Genomic DNA, 21,041 nt, shown 5'->3' with positions numbered 1-21,041 from the left:
TTACGCATATCCGACTAATGGGGGATGGTGGAGCGCGCGCGGCGCGACCACAATGCACTGCATCGGTGGCGTCGCGTCGGACGCCCTGCACTCCATTGCTCCATTCGAATCTGGCCTGGCGACATCTCACAAGCGTTTCATCCGATGCCCGCTCGCCGCCCGCGAGGCATCGAAACCGCAGTGCACGATGGCGGCGTTCTACAGGAGTGTTCAGACATGGCAACCCATCCACTCAATGGAAGCGAACGCGCGCCTTTTCCGGGCGCGAAGTCCATCGGCAAGGCAGATCCGAACGAACGTCTGGAAGTCACCATGCTGGTGCGACGCCGCTCGGCCGACGCGTTCGAAAAACACATCGCCACGCTCGCGGCGCAAGGCGCATCGGCGAAGCACGTCGGCCACGACGAGTTCGCGAAGCAGTTCGGCGCCGACAGCGCGGATATGGCGGCCGTGCAGTCGTTCGCGCAGAAACACGGATTGTCGGTGGTCGAGAGTCACGAGGCGCGGCGCACGGTAGTGCTTTCGGGCGCCGTCGCGCAGTTCGATGCGGCCTTCGGCGTGACGCTGGAACAGTACGAGCATGCTGGCGGCACGTATCGTGGCCGCACCGGGCCGATCCATCTTCCCGATGAACTGAACGGCGTGGTCGATGCCGTGATGGGCCTCGACAACCGTCCGCAGGCGCGGCCCAACTTCCGGACCCGAACGCAGCACGGCAACGTGCGCTGGACGGCCGAGGCGAAGGGCGCGTCGACGTTCACGCCCGTGCAGATCGCCTCGCTTTACGACTTCCCGCAGGGCGATGGCCACGGTCAATGCATCGCGCTCATCGAACTGGGCGGGGGCTTCCGGCCCGCCGATCTCAAGACGTATTTCGCGTCCCTGAACGTGAAGCAGCCGTCAGTGATCGCGGTCTCGGTCGATCACGGAAAGAACCATCCGACCGGCGATCCGAACGGTCCCGATGGCGAAGTGATGCTCGACATCGAGATCGCGGGCGCCGTGGCGCCGGGCGCGAAAATCGCCGTGTATTTCGCGCCCAACACGGACGCGGGATTTCTCGACGCCATCAGCACCGCGATCCATGACACGAAAAATAAACCGTCGATCATATCGATCAGCTGGGGTGGTCCGGAGTCAGCCTGGACCAAGCAGGCGTTGAACGCGTTCGATCAGGCGTTCCAGTCCGCGGCGGCGCTCGGCGTGACGGTATGCGCCGCATCGGGCGACAACGGTTCGGGCGACGGCGTGAACGACGGCGCCGATCACGTCGATTTTCCGGCGTCCAGCACCTATGCGCTGGGCTGCGGCGGCACATCGCTGCAGGCGAGCGGCGACAAGGTCACGAGCGAGACCGTATGGAACGACGGCGCCAGCGGTGGCGCGAGCGGCGGGGGCGTGAGCACGGTCTTCGCGTTGCCCGCCTGGCAGGAAGGCCTGCACGTCGCGCGCGGGGGCGGCGCGCAAAGTGCGCTCACGATGCGTGGCGTGCCCGATGTCGCCGGCAACGCCGACCCAGCGACCGGCTATGAAGTGCGTGTCGATGGTCACGACATGGTGATCGGCGGAACGAGCGCGGTCGCGCCGCTATGGGCCGGATTGATCGCGCGCATCAACGCGATCAAGGGCGCACCGGCGGGGTATATCAATCCGCATCTGTATAAGGACCCGTCGGCGCTCGTCGATGTCACGCAGGGCAATAACGACGATTTCCACGCGTCAGCCGGATGGGACGCCTGCACCGGGCTGGGACGGCCGGACGGCGAGAAGGTGAAGGATGCGGTGAGTTGAAGCTGGACTGCGTGCTCGTGCGAGGCATGCGCGAGCACGCATTCATCAGTCGCCCGCGAAGTCCCCATATTCGCTGACGCTGAAATCGCCTACCAGCGCAGTCCGAAGACCCTGACCTTCTTTCCCTCGAAGCTTTCTTGCACGCCTTGCTCGCAATACGGCGGACACGTTACCGCGCCGTCCGCGCTCTGGCCCGACACCGTAACGGCCTTGTACACGACGGATTCGACGAGCGTCCCGTCAGCCGCAACGACGATGTTCAGATCGGTCTCGACGCCGGCCGGCACGGCTCCGCCGGCGGTATAGGTGATCTTCATGGTGCCGGTGCAATCGGAGTTCACCATGTAGGCGCCGATCTGGCTTGGATTGAATGTGACCTGCCCGCCTTTCGGAAGTCCGCCGATGACGCCGAAGTCGGTGCGCGTGAAACTGTCGACGCCGTCGAACGTCACGAGAGCGACATCATCGAGGATCGACGGGGCGGCGTATGGATGCACCTTGCCGTCGGCACCTATCAAGCCAAGAATCTCTCCGTGACCGATAAACGCAAACGCTCCTTTCAGTGTTTCGTTCGAGCAATGGCCGCCGGCCTGCGCGGCGCCACTGAGCGAGAGAAGTGCAATTGTTGTCGCCGATGCAATGCTCAAATGCCTGATCTTCACGGTCGTCTCCTTGTCAGCGAATCGGGCGCGTAACAGCACGGCGCGCAGGGACTATTTCATGAGTGGATTGGGCTACCGACTCAAGATGGCCATCGCCGTTTGCGCGGGAAGCGGTGAAAGAACAAGCGGCCGCCTGTGTGGCCCGAGTTTGAATGTCCGGAGCAACAGCCCACTCGACGTTGAAGCACTCGTATGTTGCAACCGCAGCAAGGGGCGAACAATGGAGACGGCATGAAGAAATCATGAAGGTCTCTGTTAGCGGCGCGTTGAAATCTGCCCTAGTCTTTATCCGTACGACCGTTGTCTCGCCCCCGCGTCAGGTCAACGCGGCAAGATAACCGACATCGCGCGGAGGCCGCACGTGGTGAACGATCGAATATCTTTCGTCCTCGCGCGACACATTCGCCGGTTCTTTATCGGAACAGTCACATACATTTCGTCGCCGATACTTCGCCTCTACATCGACTGCATCGTTCGGGAGAAGAGATCATGACGGCACGCCAGCGATGGACGATTCTCGTCGCCAGCACAGGCGGCGCGCTCGAAGTCTTCGATTTCGTTATCTACGGTTTTTTCGCCCGAAGCATAGGCGCGGCGTTCTTTCCGCCGGGCATCGGCGTGTCCGGCGCGATGCTGTCGTTCGCGGTGCTTGCAATCGGTTATTTGTCGAGGCCCATCGGCGGAATCGTGTTCGGTCGCTTCGGCGATATTCATGGCCGTCGAATTGCTTTCCTCTCCTCCGCGATGATCGCGGCGGTCGCAACGTTCCTCATCGGCCTGCTTCCGTCTTACCGCGAATGGGGTATCGCAGCCTCCGTTCTTCTCGTGCTGCTGCGGCTGATTCAGGGACTATGTTTGGGCGGCGAACTTCCCGGCGCTGTTGTCTATGCAGTCGAAACGGCGCGCGCAAGACCGGGCCTTCTTTGCGGCATCGTATTCGTCGCGGTCAATCTTGCGCTGATTGGCGCGACGTGCGTGAATTTGGCGTTGCAAAGCGCACTCCCCGCGATACAGATGGACGCATACGGCTGGCGGATAGGCTTTCTGATCGGCGGAGCAGTAGGTCTTCTAAGTTTCGTCATACGCAGAAAGCTTGCCGAGTCCGACGAATACGCGCGCACGATCGGCGCGCGCCAGCGCGACTCTTTCAGCGCGCTCTTCCGCCGTCATCGCGTGCGGCTTTTGTCGGGAGTTGGCATGTGCCTGCCCGTGGGCGCATCGAGTGGAATTTTCATTGCATACCTGCCGAGTTATCTGCAAGCGATCCATTACGACCACGCGCAAATCACGCATGCGCAAATTCAGTATTTCATTGCCGTCGCGCTATGCATTCTCGTTGCGTCGCACATCGGCGATCTGGTGCCGCGTCGCTATGTCTTCAGATCGGGGGCGGTTCTTTCAGCGGTGTTCACGCCCTGGTTTTTCTTCGCGATCACGCGGCATTCGTTCAGTCTCTCCGCGCTTTATGTTATGGCGGGCGTGGTTGCTTCGTTCGCCAACGGCACGTTCGCCTGCGCAATCGCCGAGTCGTTTCCGATGGATGTCCGCTTCAGTTGCGTCGCCACCGCGATGAATCTCGGACTTGTCACCGCGCTCGGACTCACGCCTCTCGCCGCGCACGTCCTTGAACACAGCTTCCACGCTTCGCCTGCGCTCGTCACCGTGGCGTGCGCGGTACTCGCCTTCGTGGCGTCGTTTGGTATGACGCGTGAACAGCGATCCGCCAGCGCGATCGACCCACACATACCTTCGCAACTGAGCGAGCGCCCGTGAATAGCCCAAATCCCGCGCCAGCCGCCGACATCGAACTCGACACACGACGCTACGAACTTCGTCGCGGCGGCAAACGGATCAAGCTCGAACGTCTGCCAATGGAACTGCTGATTTTCATGGCGTCGAGCAACGGGCAACTCGTGACGCGCGCGGACATCGTGCGAGCGCTGTGGGGCGCAAGCGCGTATCGCGAAACCGATAACAGTATCAATACGGCCGTGCGAAAAATCCGCATCGCGCTCGGCGAAGACCCTGAGTATCCGCGCTATCTCGTCACGGTCAAAGGCAAGGGATATCGGCTCGAAGGCATTCATACCGTGACCGGCGAGACGTCCGTCGAAGCGCGGGCCGGCGCGCCGATTCGCGTACTGGTGCTGCCCTTCGAGAACAACAGCGACGACCTCACGCTCGACAGCTTTTGCGCCGCGCTTGCAGATGAAACGTCCGCCAACATCGGCATGCTCGATCCGCAGCGAATCCTCGTCATCGCGAGAACGACTGCCGCCCGTTATCAGCGCGCGGACAAGAGCATCTCCCAGATCGCGCATGAACTCGATGTCGACTATGTGATGGAAGGATCGCTGATGCGCGAGGGTGAACGAGTGCGCATTCTCGCGCAGTTGATTCGCTCCTTCGATCAGGTGCAATTGTTCAGCTGTGCACACGAGCCGGTCGCCAACGGCGCGCTGGATATTCAGAAGGAAGTCGGCGCCGCGCTTGCGCTGGAGGTGTCGCCGGCCCTGGCCGAACAGCGGCAACACCGGTTGTCGCGCAGGCTGCCAGTCGATCCTGCCGCACATGACGCCTATTTGCGAGGCCGCTATTACTGGACGCGCCGCGTGCACTTCGACGCAGGCTTTGCCGCTCACCATTCGCTCAGCGACGAAGACTTCGTGCGCGCATACAGTTACTTCGAAACCGCGCTGGAACTCGATCCGACTTACGCGCTGGGCTACGTCGGCATGTCGAACATCTTCGGAGCCACGGCGACACATGGCTTCTACGCACCTTCGCAGGGCTTTCCGAAAGCGCGCGTCGCCGCGCTGCGGGCGCTGGAACTCGATCCGGGGCTTCCGGAGGCGCATCAGGCGCTGGCGGGCGTGCATTACTTCTACGATTGGGACTGGCGTCGCGCCGAAGATGAATTCCTCGCGGCCTTGCGGCTGAACCCGAGCCACGCGGAAACGAGCCGCCTTTATGCAAGGCTATTGCTCGTACAAGGAAGAGAAGCCGAAGGGCGTGCACAGTTCGAACTGGCGGAGCGAGTCGATCCCCTGGGATTCGAAGGTTCGCGCGTCTTCGGGCTCGTGCAGTCGGGTCGCTACGACGAAGTCATTCGCGAGTATCTGACGTCCGGACATGGGCCGCGTTCGCCGCTGATCTATCAGTTGCTCGCGACTGCTTTCGAGGTTCGGGGACATTACGAAGAAGCCATCGACGCAACCATCGACGCGCTCACGCGATGCAATGAATTCGCGCGTGCCGAGATGATCCGCACGGTGTGGGATTCGGGTGGCTATGAAAAGGTCCTCGAATGGTACTTGCAGGACCTGTTGGCGAGACGGCGAAACCGCTACACCTCGCCGTTCCTCTTTGCCGAGATTTACGCGCGGCTCGACCGACCCGACGAGATGTACCACTGGCTCGAAGTCGCGCTCGCGGAGCGCTCGCCGCGCATGTGCGAGCTTCGCACGAATGCATGGTTTCATCGCTTCCGTTCGACGGGACGGTTCCGCAACATCGAACGGCATGTCGGTCACTGAACGTTCGTCATTCCTCTCATCAAGCAGAAGCGCCGGCCAAGCCTCCGGAGAAATGTAAGGAAATGCCGTCTATAGCAGGTTGATCGGGCAATTGCGTCTTCTGATAATGACGCTCGTTCATAAGCAATCCCGTTCTTCATATATAGACTCCGGAGCTTTCCATGACCGCAACAGTCGGCGGCGCGTCCGCGCTCGGCGATACAGCTGCACGGCAACTAGCCAACGCCACCAAGACCGTTCCTCAACTCTCGACGATCACACCTCGCTGGCTCACGCACCTATTGCAATGGGTGCCGGTCGAGGCGGGCATCTATCGTCTGAATCAGGTGAAGAATCCCGAGGCGGTGCGCGCGCTGTGCACGCAGCGCGAAGACGACAGCATGCTGCCGCGAACGTTCGTGCCGTACGAAGAAGCGCCGCGCGAATACTTCCTGAATGCCGTGAGCACCGTGCTCGACGTGCAGACGCGCGTGGCCGATCTCTACAGCAGCCCGCACGATCAGACGAAGGAGCAGTTGCGCCTCACCATCGAGACGATCAAGGAGCTTCAGGAAAGCCAGCTCATCAACAATCCGGATTACGGACTGCTCGCGAATGTCGCCGAAGAACAGCGCGTGTTTCCGCTGACCGGCGCGCCGACGCCCGACGATCTCGACGAACTGCTCACGCGGGTGTGGAAAGAGCCGGCGTTCTTCCTGACGCATCCGCTCGCCATCGCCGCGTTCGGCCGCGAATGCACGCGCCGTGGCGTGCCGCCGCCGACCGTCAGCCTGTTCGGATCGCAGTTCATCACATGGCGCGGCATTCCGCTGATTCCGTCGGACAAGGTGCCGGTGGCGGACAACAAGACCAAGATTCTCCTGCTGCGCGTGGGCGACAAGCGTCAGGGCGTAGTGGGCCTGTATCAGCCGGGCGTCGCGGGCGAGCAGGGGCCGGGGCTCTCGGTGCGGTTCATGGGCATCAACAATCACGCGATCGCGTCGTACCTGATCTCGCTGTATTGCTCGCTTGCCGTGCATTCGCCGGATGCGCTGGCCGTTCTGGATGACGTGGAGATCGCCAAATACCATGAGTATCCCGACACCTATCGCTAAATCCGTGACGCTGCCGCAAGCGGATGCGCCCGCGGGCTTGCCCGCCGGGTTGCCCGATGCGGCCACGCTCGCGCGCCTTGCCAACGAGTTCTTTTCGAGCGTGCCGGGCAGCGCGACGCCCGCGGCCGCGAGTATGGGCAGCGGCGGCGGCGAATCGATTTCGGCGGCGCTGCCGTTCACCGCGCCCGCGACGAGCGTGGCAAGCAACCCCGCGCCTCCGGGCTCGCCGCTCGCGGGCCCGGGCGGCACGGGCACGGGCGTGCCGGGACTATCGCTTCCGCAAGGTTACGTGCCGGGCGCAAATCTCGCGCCGTCCTCGCCGCTGCACGTGCTGTCGATCGGCAATCGCGCGCCCGCGCTCGTGCCGCACGCCATCGCGCATGATGGCGTGCCCGACCTCGTGCAAACGGTCGCGCCCGCGATGGAGCCGCGCATCGGCGGCGCGGCGCTCGGCGCGGAGCCGGTGGAAATCGAGCGTCCTTCGGCGTCGGGCGCGGCGACTTCGGGCTATTACTTTCTGAACGAAGACGTCGATGCACCGTACACGCACCGCGACGCGCCGAAACCGGGATACGCGGCGACGCCCGAATCGTTCGGCCTTCCCGGCGACGACTTCCTGCGCTCGCTGGCATCGGAGCCGCGCAGCACGCCGACATCGGGCGCCTACTACTTCGCCGACGACGAGCGCAAGCAGGCGTCCTATGCGAAGTCCGCGCATCCGCCGTTCGATGTCAACGCGATCCGCCGCGACTTCCCGATTCTTCAGGAGCGCGTGAACGGCCGGCAGCTCGTGTGGTTCGACAATGCCGCGACGACGCAAAAGCCGCAGGCGGTCATCGACCGGCTCGCGTATTTCTACGCGCACGAGAACTCGAACATTCACCGCGCGGCGCATGCCATCGCGGGTCGCGCGACCGACGCCTACGAAGGCGCGCGCGAAACTGTGCGGCGCTTTCTCAACGCGTCGTCCACCGAAGAGATCATCTTCGTGCGCGGCACGACCGAGGGCATCAACCTCGTGGCGAAGTCGTGGGGCGTGAAGAACGTGGGCGAGGGCGACGAGATCATCGTGTCGCATCTTGAGCATCACGCCAACATCGTGCCGTGGCAGCAGCTCGCGGCGGAAAAGGGCGCGAAGCTGCGCGTGATTCCCGTCGATGACTCCGGACAGGTGCGGCTCGACGAATATCAACGCATGCTCAACGGGCGCACGAAGATCGTTTCGTTGACGCAGGTGTCGAACGCGCTCGGGACCATCGTGCCGGTGCAGGAGATCGTCGCGATGGCGCATCGTGCGGGCGCGCGGGCGCTCGTCGATGGCGCGCAGTCGGTGTCGCACATGCGGGTCGACGTGCAAAGCATCGATGCCGATTTCTTCGTGTTCTCGGGACACAAGATTTTCGGGCCGACGGGTATCGGCGCGGTGTACGGCAAGCGCGAAGTGCTGGAGGACATGCCGCCGTGGGAAGGCGGCGGCAACATGATCCAGGACGTGACCTTCGAGCGCACCGTGTTCCAGGGGCCGCCGAGCCGCTTCGAGGCGGGCACGGGCAACATCGCGGATGCGGTCGGCTTAGGCGCGGCGCTCGATTACGTGACGCGCATCGGCATCGAGAATATCGGGCGCTACGAACACGATCTGCTCGCGTATGCCACGCATCTGCTGCGGCCGGTGCCTGGCGTGCGGTTGATCGGCACGGCGGACGACAAGGCGAGCGTGCTGTCGTTCGTGCTCAAGGGCTACGCGCCGGAAGAAGTCGGGCGTGCGTTGAACGAGGAAGGCATCGCGGTGCGCTCGGGGCATCATTGCGCGCAGCCGATCCTGCGGCGCTTCGGCGTCGAGGCGACGGTGCGGCCGTCGCTCGCGTTCTACAACACGTGCGATGAAGTGGACCGCATGATCTCGGTCGTGCGGCGTCTCGCCGTACGGCGGTGAGACGAGGGCGCACGCGTGCGGTAGGACGCACCGTGCATCCGTCCGATGCGCCGTCGAGCACCTTCGCGTGATCCTCGAACGTTCGCGCGATTCTCGCGAGCGGCTCCTTTTTTCAGGGCGCATGAACGCTCACGCGCCGCATCCGCGTCAGGCGGATGAAACGCGCCGGCGCGCACGATACGTGCGCTAACTGGGAGACTCGAAGACGTCCACCATCGCTTCTTCGGGCCCCGACGATCCGCTCATCACTCTTCCCGCACGACCGCGCCGCCGCTCAGACGCGCCGCGACCGCGCGCGCGGCCAGATCGAGCGCGAATCCGAGCGCGCCGATCACCAGAATGACCGCGGTCAGCTCGGAATACGCGAGCCGGTCGCGCGTATCCAGAATCAGATAGCCGAGACCCGCGCTCACACCGAGCATCTCGGCGGGCACCAGCACGATCCACAATATGCCGATGGCAAGCCGCACGCCCGTGAGCACGTGCGCGGCGATGCCCGGCACATAGATGTGCCAGAGCATTTCCGCGCGCGTCGCCGCGAGACTTTCACCGAGCCGGATCCAGCGCCGGTCCAGATGCGCCACGCCCGCCGCCGTGCTCATCACGAGCGGCCACACCGCGGCGAAGGCGAGCAGGAAGTACACGGCACGGTCGCCGACGCCGAGCGACATCACGGCAATCGGCATCCACGAGAGCGGCGAGATCATCCGCAGAAATTGCAGCGTGGGCGAGAGCGCCTGTTCCAGCCAGCGAATCCGGCCGATGGCGAAGCCGAGCGGCACGCCCGCCGCGAGCGCCCACGCGAGTCCCACCGCGATACGTTTAAGGCTCGTCGCGACGTGCTCGACGAGGCGATCTTCGGTGATGAGCGCAGGCAGCGCGTGCCATGCGCGCAGCGGCGCGAACTGCGCGACGAGGGTGTTATGGCCCGCGAGCAGCGCCACGGCAAGCCACCAGACGCCTATCGTCACGACGAGTCCCGCGATGCCCAGCACCACGCCGCGCCAGTGCAAACGCGCGCGCGCCCCGCGCCTCGCGGCAACGGCCGCCGGTTGAACGAGCACGCTAGACAAGGATCGTCTCCTTGCGCGCGTACCCCGCGCTCTGCCCGAACGCGGACATGCCACCCACGGCTTCGATGCTCTTCTTCACGAAGCGATCGTCGACGAGATCGGCCGCGACTTTCGCCGGATCGAGCGATGCGAGAAACGCGTTGGCGCCATCCACCTGTGTCGCCTTGAGACGCCGTACCAGTTCCTCGGTGTAGCTCGGATACGGATAAGGCTGAAAGTCGATGCGCTTCGAATGCCAGTCCGCATGCTGGATCGCGCGGTCGCCGAGATAGCGGCCCTGATCGCCCGCCTGCGGAGCGAGCACGCGCGCGAGCAGTTGCGCGGCGTGCGGCGTGTAGTGATTCGCGCCTTCTTTCGATAGCAGCTTCGCCGCGTCTTCAGGATGGGCGCGCGTCCACAGTTGCGCCTTGACGATCGCGTCCACGACCTTCTGCGACCACGCCGCGCGTTGCGTCAGATCATGCTCGTGCATGAAGATCACGCAGCACGCGTGATTACGCCAAACGTCGCCCGTGAAGCGCAGCACTTTGCCCACGTTCAGTTGCTCGGCAGCGGCGTTGAACGGCTCCGCGACGATATAGCCCGCGATCTGCTTCGCGGCCAGCGCGGGCGGCATGTCGGAGGGCGGCATCACGATCAGGTTGACTTCCTTCGGCCCCGGCGCGCTCGTGCGCTTGAGCACGGGCGTGAGGCCTTGTGCGCGCAGCATGTCCTGCAGCACGACGTTGTGGACCGAATACCAGAACGGCACGGCCACGGTCTTGCCGCCGAGGTCCGCGAGCGCGTTCACGTCCGGCGCGACCGTCAGGGCCGAACCGTTCACGTGATTCCACGCGACGACTTTCGCGGGCGCCTTGCCGCCGTAGCGCGCCCAGACGGTCATCGGCGAGAGGAGATGCACGACGTTGACCTGTCCGGACAGGAACGCCTCGACGAGTTGCGCCCAACTGCGCAAGAGCGTCGGCTTCTCGGCCCGGATGCCGGCGGCGTCGAAATAGCCGTTGTTGTGCGCGACGAGCAGCGGCGTTGCATCGGTGATCGGCAGATAGCCGATGCGCACGGGCGCGTCCGGTTCCGCGGCGGCGCGCGCATCGAATGACTTGAGGAGCGGCGCGGCGCCCGCCACGGTGAACAGCGAAGCGAGCTTCAGCCATTCGCGGCGTGACATCGGTAATTGACACATCGAATTCTTCCCCGCTGATTCAGGCCGCTTTGGACATCGAGTTTTGCAGCGCCTGAAGGATTGAAATGCGCAGCTCGCCGAGCGAACGAACCTGCGTTTGTCTGGGATGCGGCAGCGCCACGGACCATCGGCCGACGAGCGTGCCGCGATTGCCGAGCAGCACGATGTGATCGGCGACGAGCAGCGCTTCGTCGATATCGTGCGTGACCAGCAGCGCGCACGCGCCGGTGCGCCCGATCGCCTCGATCAGCAACTGTTGCATGTCCGCGCGCGTGACTTCGTCGAGCGCGCCGAACGGCTCGTCGAGCAACAGGGCGCGCGGCTCGCGTGCGAGCGTACGCGCCAGCGCCACGCGTTGCGCCATGCCGCCGCTCAACTGCGCGGGCAGCCAGCCGCGCGCGTGTTCGAGTCCCACGGCCTGCAGCGCCTGCGTCACGCGCTCCTTGCGGCTCGGGCGCGACAAATGCGGCTGCCGCTTGAAAGTCAGGCCGAAAGCGACATTGCGCTCGACCGTGAGCCACGGCAGCAGACACGGGTCCTGAAACGCGAGCGCGACGTCCGAGCGCGGGCCTGCGACTGCCTCGCCATCTACGCGCAGCGTGCCCGAACTCGGCCGAACCAATCCGGCGATGATGCGCAGCAACGACGACTTGCCGCAGCCGCTCGGCCCGAGCAGCGCGACGATTTCTCCCGGCGCGACGCTCAGATCGACGCCGTCGAGCACGCGTCGCGTGGCATAGCGCAGTGTGATGCTGCTCGCGTCGATGTGCGCGCCCCGCGTGACGGAGCGCATCACGCGACGCTCGCAGCGCGTTGCTGCGCCAACTGCGCTTTGAGCTGCACGAGGCTTGGCGTGACGATCGGAATGAACGACGCCTCGCGCACGCGCCGGGCAACGCCGCTCTGATTGCGCAAAAAACCGCGCCCGCCGGTCGCTTGCACTTCGAGCGAGAGCGCGCGCGTGACGATATCGACGAGTGCGATGCGCAACTCGAACAATGCGGCAGGGCGTTCGAAGAAGGTTCCGTCGAGTACGCCTTGCTTCAGTCGAACGTGCTGCTCCGCTAGCGCTGCTTCGAGCGCGGCGCTTTCCTCGTGGATCGGCTCACGCGATGACGCGCCGGCTTGCGCTGTCGCAAGCAGCGCGCGCCGCGCGAGCCCGACGGACATGCCGCATTGCAGACCGAGGAACGCGGGCCGCACGCGCAGGAGCCAGCTACGTGCATCGGCGGTGATCCGGTGACGCTCGTCGAGCACCGTGCCGGTCACGGTAAGCGCCGCCGTGTTGCTCGCGCGCAGGCCGATCAGATCGAGATCGTCGCTGCGTTCGACGCCTGGTGCATCGTGAGGAATCGCGAAGATGGAAGGCGGCGAGCCGTCGTCGTGATCGAACGCCGCCGCCGCGATGAAACCCTCGCGCCGCAAGTTGGTGATCCACGGCAGGCCGCCGCTCAGCGCGAAACCATCGGCGCGGCGCGTGGCATGCATCTGCAGCGGCTCGATGTTCGACAGATACTTCATCGCATTCGAGAGGCCCGTCGCGCCGGCGATCCGGCCGTCGAGCAGACGCGGCAACGTGTCTGCGCGCAACGTCTCGTTATCGCTCTGCAGAACGTACTCGATGAACGTGCGATGTCCCCAGAGCACGAACGCCGCCGTCAGCGAACGTTGCGCGACGGCCGCCACCGTGTCGATGGCGTCGGCGATCGTGCCGCCCGCGCCGCCCAGCGCCTCGGGCACGCCTACGCCGGCCGCGTGCCCGCGAATCAGTTGCGGCAGCACGTCCGATGCGCGCGACTGGTCCGCGTCGAGCGCATCGGCATGCGTGTCGAGCCAGGCGGCGAGCGACTCGAAAGAAGCGGGCGCGTTCATGCGGCTTGCGCCTTCGGTTCCCAGCGAAACGCTTCGAGCTGCGGGTTCAGTTCGTTGCGCGCCAGGTTGTTGGCGAAGTTGCAGAGCGTGGCGAGACTCACGCCGAGAATCACTTCGAGCGCGTTCGCATCGCTGAAACCTGCGTCCTTGAAGCCGGCGAGGACAACGTCTGAGACAGCGCCGCGCGTCGCGATGACCGCGCGCGTGAAGGTCGCCACGGCGTCGAGGCGCGCATCGGAGAGCGTGCCTTGCGCGCGGATTTCATCGACGAGCGCTTCGGGCAACTGAGCCTTTTTCAGCGCGACAGCGGTATGGCCCGCCACGCAGAATCCGCAGCCGTGAATCGCGGCGGCGGTAATTTGCACGACTTCGCGTTCCGCCAGCGTGAGGCCGCTTCTGCCGTTGATCTCGCCAACGGTCAGATACGTTTCGAGCGCGACGGGGGCATTCGCGAGCGTGGCCACGAGATTGGGCAGAAAGCCATTGGCGGCCAGGGATTTTTGCAGGAAAGGACGGCTTGCTTCAGGCGCGCTTTCGATGGTTTGCAGGGGCAGGCGGCTCATGAAATCCTCGAACTGGAAAAGCTTCATTGTCCATGGCCGAAGATGCCCCGGCAATGCGTCAGCGTCTCTCGTTCCTGCGGATTCGTCTCATGTCAGTGCACGCGCGTTTCTTCTGGCACGCTCGCGCCTTCGCGGCGGCACGCGCCGGGCTGCAGGCCGGTGATGCGCTTGAACGCGTGCGCGAAGGCCGATTCGGACTGATAGCCCACGTATTGCGCGGCGTTCACGGTCGATGCACCGTGCCTCAGCATTTCGGCCGCGACCTTCATGCGCAGTAGCGCGAGAAATTGCGCAGGCGGCTGTCCGCAGACCTCGGCGAATTGCTTGCAGAAGCGCGCCCGCGACATGTGACAAAACGCCGCCATCGAATGCGTGCTCCAGTCGTCGCCGGGTCGCTCGATAACAGCGCTGACGAGCGGCGCGAATTCTGCCCGCCGCATGACGGTCCACAGGCCCGGCGCGAAATCGTCCGCGCTCGCGACGGCGCGCAGCGCGTAGAAGAACAGCACGTCGGTCAGACGATTGATGAGCGGCGAGAGGCCGTCGTTCGTGCGCGCGGCTTCGGCGCGGATCAGTTCGAAAGTGGCGCGCGCGCCGGCGAGCCGTGCATCGTCGTGACGTGCGGCGATGTAATCGGGCAGCAAACTGTTGAGCGCATCGCCGAGATCCGAGCGGAACTCGAAGAAGCCACACGCGAGCGCCACGCCGTCAGCCGGCGCGTGCGGGGCATCGAGCGGCGTCATCGCGCCGGTGCGCACCGCGAAGTCGTCCGCGTCGGGCGCGCCTGCGTCGGGAGACAGACAGTGCGCCATGTCGCGCATCAGAAACACGGCGTCGCCCGCGACGAGGCGTGTGCTGCTCGCGGCACGCCCGGCTTTTGCGGGGAGATGCAGCCAGCACGCGCCTTCCAGAACGAGATGAAAGCTCGCGCGCTGATGGCCCGCCGTCGATGCGCGATACGCGCCACAGTACCGCCCCACGTGAAAGAGCGTGCTGCGCAGTTCGAGTCCGGAGAGCAGCCAGTCGGCGGCTTGTTCGGCGGATGTCGTCATGATGAGTTCGCGTCGAGGCGGAGGGTTCGGCGGGCAAGCCGTCAGCTTATCGTCGCGCCGCTCGCCCGCAAAACAACGCTTCGTGTGATGCATATGCGTTTCAGTGATATGGCGTGCCCTACGCGTTCGCGTTCGCGTTTGCAACGTGCTAGGTTGCCGACGCGTCGCCCGCTTCGAAGAGCGAGTCCTTCAGTACGCACAATATGATTCGGTATGCAAAGCAAGTGGGTGTTGCGCCCGTATGCACTTCGCGTGTTTTCCGACGCGCTCGCCCGAAGCACCGCGATGAAATTGAAAAGCACGAAACATTCGTTTGCGATGCGCGTATCGACGCCGATACTGGATCGCCCGACACGCTTCACCGAATGCCCGGTGCACGAATCAATCGTTCCCTTCGCACGACCAGCACGCGCGCGAAACCCTGCGTCTCATCGGCGCCGATCCCGAGGGCAGGGTCGTCGGACGGCCACGCCTCGATCACAACGTGCCCATCGTCGGCGATGGACGGACGAGCGCAGCGTTCGCATTGCGGCGCGCGGGCATCGGTCGCGTCAGCGTGATCGATGCCGCTCCCGAGTCGAAGATCCCGATGCGCACGAGTCACGCATGAGCCGCGCGTGTAGCGTGAACAGGTGCATGGACGACCCGGCTCAGCGCCCCGTGAGCACCGCCTCGCGCTTCACCGCATGCCACGCATCGGGCCGATGCGAGCCGAACGCCAGCGCGAAGTTCGACGCCTGCTGCCCCACGGTGACGAGTTGCTCGACGACCTTCGGGTCCGAACAATGCTCGGCGGTCTCGAAGCGCGTTTCAAGCGTGTTGACGGCGGCGCCGAAGGGCGTCGGCCATCCGCGCAGCGCGTGCACGATCGAGCGCAGGGACGTGAGCACCGTGCCCGCCGCTTGCCAGCCATAAGCGGTGACGATGCTGCCGACCGCGCGTCCATCGAGATAGGGACGCTCGTCGTCGCGCAACTCTTCCAGTGTGTCGAGCGCGTTTTTGACGAGGCCGGAGATGCCGCCGTGATACCCCGGCGTCGCGATGATGAGGGCATCGGCGTCGCGCACGGCTTCGATCAATTCGCGCTGCGCATCGGTGAGCTCGCGCGAATCGGGCGAGTAGTGCGGCAGGCTGCATAGAAACGCACCGCCGAACAGACGCACGCGCGCGCCGGATTCCTCGGCGCCTCGCAGCGCGAAACCCAGCGCGCGCTCGGTCGACGATACGGGACGGGTCGTACCGCCAATTCCGACCACGAGCGGCCGGCGAAAGGTTTCGATTCGGGACAAGTTGAAGACTCCGGACAAGACGGGACGCCGCGCGACGCGGTTATTCAGCGGACGGCTAAGACGAATAATCATAGCCAGCCGGTTCAGGAAGCGGAACGCATGAATTGAGCTAAGGTTATGCGCGAACGCGCCTTCGCCGATTGACGGGCTCGCATCGGCGCTGATATGCATTGCACGATTGCTCGTTAGTCAAAGCGCGGCGCGGATGATCCAATGACGCACATCGAAGGTGACGCATCGCGCGTTTCTTCCGTCATCGCTGCGAACTTGCCATGGACGATCCGTACATCATCGCGGACATCGGCCGGTTGCAAATCGATCTGCATGCCGCGCACGAAGTGTTGCGCGAGGCGGGCGGGACGCTCGACGCTCTCGCGCGCGGTCCGATCGATGCAGACGCGAGCGCGCGGGCTTCGATCGCCGTCGCGGAGGCGAAGGTTCTCACCACGCGCATCGCGCTCGAAGCGAGCGAGAAGCTCTTCGAACTGGCGGGCTCGGCGTCCCCGCGCGCCGCGCACAACCTCGACCGTTTCTGGCGCAACGCGCGCACGCACACGCTGCACGATCCGGTGCGCTGGAAGTATCACGCGGTGGGGAATTACTTCCTGAACGGCCAGGCGCCGCCGCGACATGGCGCGCTGTAGCCTTCGCGCGGCAGATTTCGTTATCGGAAGAGATTCGTTCCAATCGCCGCGCGGCTTGGGCTACGCTGATCGGCGTTTCAACCACGCATGCACACACCATGACCCAACGCGATTTGCTGATTCTGCTGGAGCCGGGCTTCACCGATCCAAAGCGGCCGGGCGAAACCTTCATCTGTCCGGATGGCGCGCCGATCGAAGGACTGCTTGCGAGCGATTCAGCGCGCAGCGCGCGGCTCGACATTCGCCGTGTGCCGTTCGAGCGTCCGCGCCGGGCGGCGGTCGAAGCGCTGAGCGAGCAACATCAGAGTCTGCCCGTGCTCGTGCTCGGCGACGAATACCCCGCGCCGCCCGATGCGCAGTCGCTCGGCGAAAAGCGCTTTGTCACCGATACGCGCCGCATTCTCGCGTTGCTGGCGCAGCGGCACGGCTTCCCGAAGGTGCATGACGCTCAGGAATAGAACGAAGGCTTCGGAACGCGCGAGTTGAGCGCCCATTCGCCCAACTCGCGCACCTTGTAGTCGATCGGATCGTGCAGCGTATGCACGCGCACGTTGCGCCAGAAGCGGTCGAGGCGCAACGCCGCCGTGGTCGAGCGCGCGCCCGTCACTTCGAACATGCGATGCGCGACCTCCAGACCCGCGCGCGCCGCCGCCACCTTCGACGCCGCCACCGCGACGGCCACTTCGCCTCGTTCATCTTCGGTCAATGCAAGGCCGCGCGACCACGCCCGATCGAACGCCTGCATCGCGCGTTCGACCAAGAGACGCGCGCCTTCGAGCGCGATCCAGAAGTCGCCGAAATGCGCGAGCACGTAGGGATCGTCGGCGGGACGCGCCGCGCTCGATGCGATCCACGGCCGCGTCTGCGCGAGCGTTGCGTCGCGCGCGGCCTGAAGCGCGCCTTCGCCGATGCCCAGATAGATATGGCTCAGGATCGACTGCGCGAGCAGCGGCCGCAACGTGGCGAACGGGCTGGAAAGCGGTCCGGGTTGCAGCAGCAATTCGTCCGTGGCGATGGGCACGCGCTCGAACACCACCGTGCCGCTGTCGGTCTGACGCTGCCCCATGTTGTCCCAGTCGTCGAGCACGGTGATGCCCGCGCGATTCGTCGGCGTCACGCCGATGAGCAAGCGCCCGTCGTCATCGAAAGCGGAGGCCAGCAACTGGTCGGAATCGCGTGCGCCGGAGCAGAAGCTCTTGCGGCCATCGAAGAGATAGCCGTTGGCATCGGGCAGGGCGCGCGTGCTCTTGTCGAGCGGATTGAGCGCGTTGCCCCAGAACCATCCTTGCGCGACGGTTTCGCCGAGCCAGCGATGATTCTGTGCGTCGCTTCCGAACAGGCGAATAGTCGCCAGTTGCAGATGATGAAACGCGAACAGATGCGCGAGCGAGCTGTCGACCTGAGCCATGCGCCGCACGACATCGAGCGTGGTCGACCACGCCGCGCCTTGCCCGCCGAACTCGACGGGAAGCGAAAGCCCGAGCAGGCCGCTTTCGCGCAGCAGACGCCGCTCGTGAAAAGCCGTTCCGCCGGCCTTGTCGCGCGCGGCGGCCGTCTTCGCCCATTCATGCAACACCGCATTCAGCGGCTCGAACCATGCGGTGTCTTCGGTGCGACTCATTGCGTTATCTCCTGATCGTTGCGGCTTCGCTGATGCAGAAAACCATAGATTGATTCGTTGGTTTGCGTTTTCATGGCCGGTTCGTAAGCTTGTGGCGCATTGATCCACGACCACTGCTTCGCTTCCATCGCAGACGCGAGGCGCAAGAGGAGAACCTTATGAAAAAGTCCCGTTCTTGGCGAGCCGGCATGCTGGCGATCGCGCTGAGCGCCGTGCTTGCATCGCCTTCCTACGGCGCCGATCCGAACAAGCCGGAGATTCGCTTCGGCGCGACCGCCGGTCCCTACTCGGACCAGATTCGCTACGGTATCAAGCCGCAACTGGAGAGGGAAGGTTACAAGGTGACGATCGTCGAGTTCAGCGACTATGTTCAGCCGAATCTCGCGCTCGCCGACGGCGCGCTCGACGCCAATGCGTTCCAGCACGAGGTGTATCTGAAGAAGTTCTCGGAGGATCGCAAGCTCGCGCTGTCGGGACTCGTGAAGGTGCCGACCGCGCCCATCGGTCTTTACAGCCACAAGCACAAGCGGCTCGACGAACTGAAGGATGGCGCGACCGTTTCCCTGCCCAACGACGTCACCAACCAGGCGCGCGCGATCATCCTTCTGCAGCAACTCGGCTGGGTGACGCTCAAGCCGGGAGTCGATCCGGTGAGGTCGTCGGAGCGCGATATCGCGTCGAATCCGCACAAGATCAAGCTCGTGCCGCTGGAGGCCGCGCAACTGCCGCGCTCGCTGGATGACGTCGATTATGCGTTCGTCAACGGCAACTTCGCGCTCGCGGCGGGCCTCAAACTCACGGACGCGCAGTTGCTCGAAAAGATTCCGCCGTACTACCTGAATCTCGTCGCGGTGCGTTCCGCCGATCTGAACAAGCCGTATGTGGCGGATATCGCGAAGGCGTACAAATCGGCGGAATTCGAACGGGTGATCGACCAGCGCTTCGCGGGATTCTCGAAGCCGTCGAACTGATGCGCTGCGGCCGGACATCGCGCATGCGATCAAGGCCGCAGCCCTTCGAGCCCTTCGAGCGCTTCCGGGTGCGACGCCGCATCCGCGCGGCGATGCTTCGCGAGCCGCGGATCGAACGCCAGCACCGTCAGCGCGATTGCCGAGCCCGGCACGGCGATCATGTACCACGCGGTGCGCAGCGCTTCGCGTCCCATGCCGACCGTCGAGCCCCAGCTCACCACGTTCGGATCGCCGAGCCCGGGAAACGAAAACGCCGCTTCGGAGAGAATCTGAAGCAAGGGCGCTGAATGACTCATCGCGCTTGCGTGGCCGTTGCGTCCGACAGATCGCGAAAGCCCGCACCCGTGTGACGCGGACCGAGCCGCGCGCCGTCGCCGAAGAGCTTTTCGCGCAGCGTGCCCTCTGCATACACCGTCTTGTAGATGCCGCGCGTCTGCAACTCGGGAATGACGAGATCGATGAAATCCTCGTAGCTCTCCGGCGTCACCGTGCGTGCGAGATTGAAGCCATCGACGCCGGCTTCGTCGACCCAGGATTGCAGCGCATCCGCCACGTGCACGGGGTCTCCGACGATGGTCGTATAACGTCCGCCCAGTTGCATTTGATCGAGCAGATGCCGCACGGTGACGCCGCGCTTGCCATCGGTTGCGCGCTGCACCGACGATTCGATGCCGCGTCCCTTGTGACCGCACGGCGGCGCGAGTTCGTCATCGGGCGCGTAGGTCGAATAGTCGATGCCGCTGCCCGCCGCGAAGTGCGCCAAGCCCGCCTCGGGACTTGCGTAGCGCGCGTATTCGGCAAACTTCTCCTCAGCCTCGCGCTGCGTGCGTCCGACCACGACGGTAATGCCCATGATGATCTTCAGATCGTCCGCGGCGCGTCCGGCGGCGACCGCTTGCGCGCGCAACGCGTCGACCAGCTTGCGCGTGCCTTCCTTGCTCTGGCTCGACACGAACACGCATTCGGCGTGTCGCACGGCGAACGCCTGGCCGCGTCCCGACGATCCCGCCTGGAACAGCACCGGCGTGCGCTGCGGCGAAGGCTTGCACAGGTGATAACCCGCGACGTCGTAATAGCGGCCGCGATGCCGGACTTCACGCACCTTCGCGGGATCGGCGAACACGCGCGCTTCGCGGTCGCGCCGCACGGCGTCGTCCTGCCAGCTTCCTTCCCACAGCTTGTAGAGCACGTCGAGATATTCGTCGGCGCGGTCGTAGCGTTCGTCGTGCGGGATCATTTGGGCGCCGCCCATCGCGCGCGCGGCGCTGTCGAGGTAGCCCGTCACGATGTTCCAGCCGATGCGGCCTTCGGTCAGATGATCGAGCGTCGAGAAGCGCCGCGCGAGCAGATAGGGCGCTTCATACGTGAGATTCACCGTGACGCCGAAGCCGAGATTCTGCGTGGCGGCGGCCATCGCGGAGATGAGCATCATCGGATCGTTGACGGGCAGTTGCACCGATTCCTTCAGCGTGACATCGACCGACTGCTGATAGATGTCGTACACGCCGACGATATCCGCAATGAACAGGCCGTCGAAGAGGCCGCGTTCGAGCAGTTTCGCGAGGCCGGTCCAGTACGAAAGCTTTCGGTAGTCCGTCGAACGATCGCGCGGATGGGTCCAGAGGCCATGATTGATATGGCCGACGCAGTTCATGTTGAACGCGTTCAGAATGATGTGCTTCTTGCTCATGAAAGGACGTGCGGCGAACGCAAGAGTAGGGTGCATGATGAGTGAAACGACGATTATCTGCAGC

Annotated in this window: 18 protein-coding genes and 2 pseudogenes; 8 read left to right on the top strand and 12 right to left on the bottom strand. The window is 64.5% G+C overall.

The features are described 5' to 3' along the window. Positions 1–216 precede the first annotated feature (216 nt). Positions 217–1,791 (top strand): S53 family peptidase, encoded by a 1,575-nt coding sequence (locus AWB82_RS21720; protein ID WP_086970893.1) that lies wholly within the window; start codon positions 217–219, stop codon positions 1,789–1,791. A gap of 89 nt (positions 1,792–1,880) precedes the next feature. Here AWB82_RS21720 and AWB82_RS21715 read toward each other — a convergent pair whose 3' ends face one another. Continuing rightward, positions 1,881–2,453: a hypothetical protein gene (locus AWB82_RS21715; protein WP_086970892.1), complete on the bottom strand. Its 573-nt coding sequence runs from the start codon at positions 2,451–2,453 to the stop codon at positions 1,881–1,883. A 489-nt stretch (positions 2,454–2,942) separates the two neighbouring features. On the opposite strand from AWB82_RS21715, the gene AWB82_RS21710 reads away from it, so the two are divergent. From AWB82_RS21710 to AWB82_RS21695, 4 genes are all read left to right on the top strand, one after another. Next, positions 2,943–4,226 carry an MFS transporter gene (locus tag AWB82_RS21710; RefSeq protein ID WP_086970891.1) on the top strand — a complete coding sequence of 428 codons (1,284 nt, stop codon included), beginning with the start codon at positions 2,943–2,945 and terminating at the stop codon, positions 4,224–4,226. Further along, positions 4,223–5,989, top strand: a complete 1,767-nt coding sequence (locus tag AWB82_RS21705) for a winged helix-turn-helix domain-containing protein (RefSeq protein WP_235023390.1) — start codon at positions 4,223–4,225, stop codon at positions 5,987–5,989. The genes AWB82_RS21710 and AWB82_RS21705 overlap by 4 nt, the downstream gene beginning before the upstream one ends. Positions 5,990–6,150: 161 nt before the next feature. Then, the gene (locus AWB82_RS21700) at positions 6,151–7,083 is read left to right on the top strand and encodes a family 2A encapsulin nanocompartment shell protein (RefSeq protein ID WP_086970889.1); all 933 of its coding nucleotides are present in this window, start codon (positions 6,151–6,153) and stop codon (positions 7,081–7,083) included. Next, the gene (locus tag AWB82_RS21695; RefSeq protein ID WP_086970887.1) at positions 7,058–9,019 is read left to right on the top strand and encodes a family 2A encapsulin nanocompartment cargo protein cysteine desulfurase; all 1,962 of its coding nucleotides are present in this window, start codon (positions 7,058–7,060) and stop codon (positions 9,017–9,019) included. The genes AWB82_RS21700 and AWB82_RS21695 overlap by 26 nt, the downstream gene beginning before the upstream one ends. A gap of 245 nt (positions 9,020–9,264) precedes the next feature. Here AWB82_RS21695 and AWB82_RS21690 read toward each other — a convergent pair whose 3' ends face one another. The 7 genes from AWB82_RS21690 to AWB82_RS21655 all read right to left on the bottom strand — a co-directional run bounded on the left by AWB82_RS21690 (position 9,265) and on the right by AWB82_RS21655 (position 16,018). Beyond that, on the bottom strand, positions 9,265–10,092 hold the full coding sequence (locus AWB82_RS21690) for an ABC transporter permease (RefSeq protein ID WP_407643030.1): 828 nt from the start codon (positions 10,090–10,092) through the stop codon (positions 9,265–9,267). After that, complete coding sequence (locus tag AWB82_RS21685; protein WP_086970883.1) at positions 10,085–11,275, bottom strand: ABC transporter substrate-binding protein; 1,191 nt, start codon at positions 11,273–11,275, stop codon at positions 10,085–10,087. The genes AWB82_RS21690 and AWB82_RS21685 overlap by 8 nt, the downstream gene beginning before the upstream one ends. 19 nt (positions 11,276–11,294) lie before the next feature. Further along, positions 11,295–12,068 carry an ABC transporter ATP-binding protein gene (locus tag AWB82_RS21680; protein ID WP_086970881.1) on the bottom strand — a complete coding sequence of 258 codons (774 nt, stop codon included), beginning with the start codon at positions 12,066–12,068 and terminating at the stop codon, positions 11,295–11,297. Further along, positions 12,068–13,147: an acyl-CoA dehydrogenase family protein gene (locus AWB82_RS21675; protein ID WP_086970879.1), complete on the bottom strand. Its 1,080-nt coding sequence runs from the start codon at positions 13,145–13,147 to the stop codon at positions 12,068–12,070. The genes AWB82_RS21680 and AWB82_RS21675 overlap by 1 nt, the downstream gene beginning before the upstream one ends. Continuing rightward, on the bottom strand, positions 13,144–13,710 hold the full coding sequence (locus tag AWB82_RS21670; protein ID WP_086970950.1) for a carboxymuconolactone decarboxylase family protein: 567 nt from the start codon (positions 13,708–13,710) through the stop codon (positions 13,144–13,146). Before AWB82_RS21670 ends, AWB82_RS21675 begins: the two co-directional genes overlap by 4 nt. A gap of 92 nt (positions 13,711–13,802) precedes the next feature. Then, complete coding sequence (locus tag AWB82_RS21665) at positions 13,803–14,762, bottom strand: AraC family transcriptional regulator (protein ID WP_086970948.1); 960 nt, start codon at positions 14,760–14,762, stop codon at positions 13,803–13,805. A 650-nt stretch (positions 14,763–15,412) separates the two neighbouring features. Continuing rightward, positions 15,413–16,018: an NADPH-dependent FMN reductase gene (locus tag AWB82_RS21655; protein ID WP_407643031.1), complete on the bottom strand. Its 606-nt coding sequence runs from the start codon at positions 16,016–16,018 to the stop codon at positions 15,413–15,415. A 296-nt stretch (positions 16,019–16,314) separates the two neighbouring features. Here AWB82_RS21655 and AWB82_RS21650 point away from each other — a divergent pair. After that, positions 16,315–16,695: pseudogene (locus AWB82_RS21650) on the top strand (acyl-CoA dehydrogenase family protein); the annotation flags it as partial. A gap of 98 nt (positions 16,696–16,793) precedes the next feature. Next, positions 16,794–17,153 (top strand): DUF3088 domain-containing protein, encoded by a 360-nt coding sequence (locus tag AWB82_RS21645; RefSeq protein ID WP_086970875.1) that lies wholly within the window; start codon positions 16,794–16,796, stop codon positions 17,151–17,153. Here the strand turns inward: AWB82_RS21645 and AWB82_RS21640 are convergent. Both AWB82_RS21640 and AWB82_RS38865 read right to left on the bottom strand, forming a co-directional pair. Further along, a complete protein-coding gene (locus tag AWB82_RS21640; RefSeq protein ID WP_086970874.1) occupies positions 17,144–18,316 on the bottom strand; it encodes an acyl-CoA dehydrogenase family protein in 1,173 nt (390 codons plus the stop codon). The two genes, AWB82_RS21645 and AWB82_RS21640, sit on opposite strands and share 10 nt — an antisense overlap. Further along, on the bottom strand, positions 18,313–18,444 hold the full coding sequence (locus AWB82_RS38865; protein ID WP_268811038.1) for a hypothetical protein: 132 nt from the start codon (positions 18,442–18,444) through the stop codon (positions 18,313–18,315). Before AWB82_RS38865 ends, AWB82_RS21640 begins: the two co-directional genes overlap by 4 nt. 30 nt (positions 18,445–18,474) lie before the next feature. Here AWB82_RS38865 and AWB82_RS21635 point away from each other — a divergent pair, with 30 nt between their 5' ends. Further along, positions 18,475–19,287 carry a MetQ/NlpA family ABC transporter substrate-binding protein gene (locus AWB82_RS21635; RefSeq protein WP_096031450.1) on the top strand — a complete coding sequence of 271 codons (813 nt, stop codon included), beginning with the start codon at positions 18,475–18,477 and terminating at the stop codon, positions 19,285–19,287. A 29-nt stretch (positions 19,288–19,316) separates the two neighbouring features. Here the strand turns inward: AWB82_RS21635 and AWB82_RS21630 are convergent. After that, positions 19,317–19,556: pseudogene (locus AWB82_RS21630) on the bottom strand (ABC transporter permease); the annotation flags it as partial. A 23-nt stretch (positions 19,557–19,579) separates the two neighbouring features. After that, entirely contained in the window at positions 19,580–20,977 is a 1,398-nt protein-coding gene (locus AWB82_RS21625; RefSeq protein ID WP_086970869.1) for an LLM class flavin-dependent oxidoreductase, read from the bottom strand. Positions 20,978–21,041: the final 64 nt, after the last annotated feature.

The sequence above is a fragment of the Caballeronia glebae genome, from assembly GCF_001545035.1.
Classification (GTDB): domain Bacteria; phylum Pseudomonadota; class Gammaproteobacteria; order Burkholderiales; family Burkholderiaceae; genus Caballeronia; species Caballeronia glebae.
Note: the sequence above shows the minus strand (reverse complement) of the source record. Positions and strands in the feature narration are given on the sequence as shown.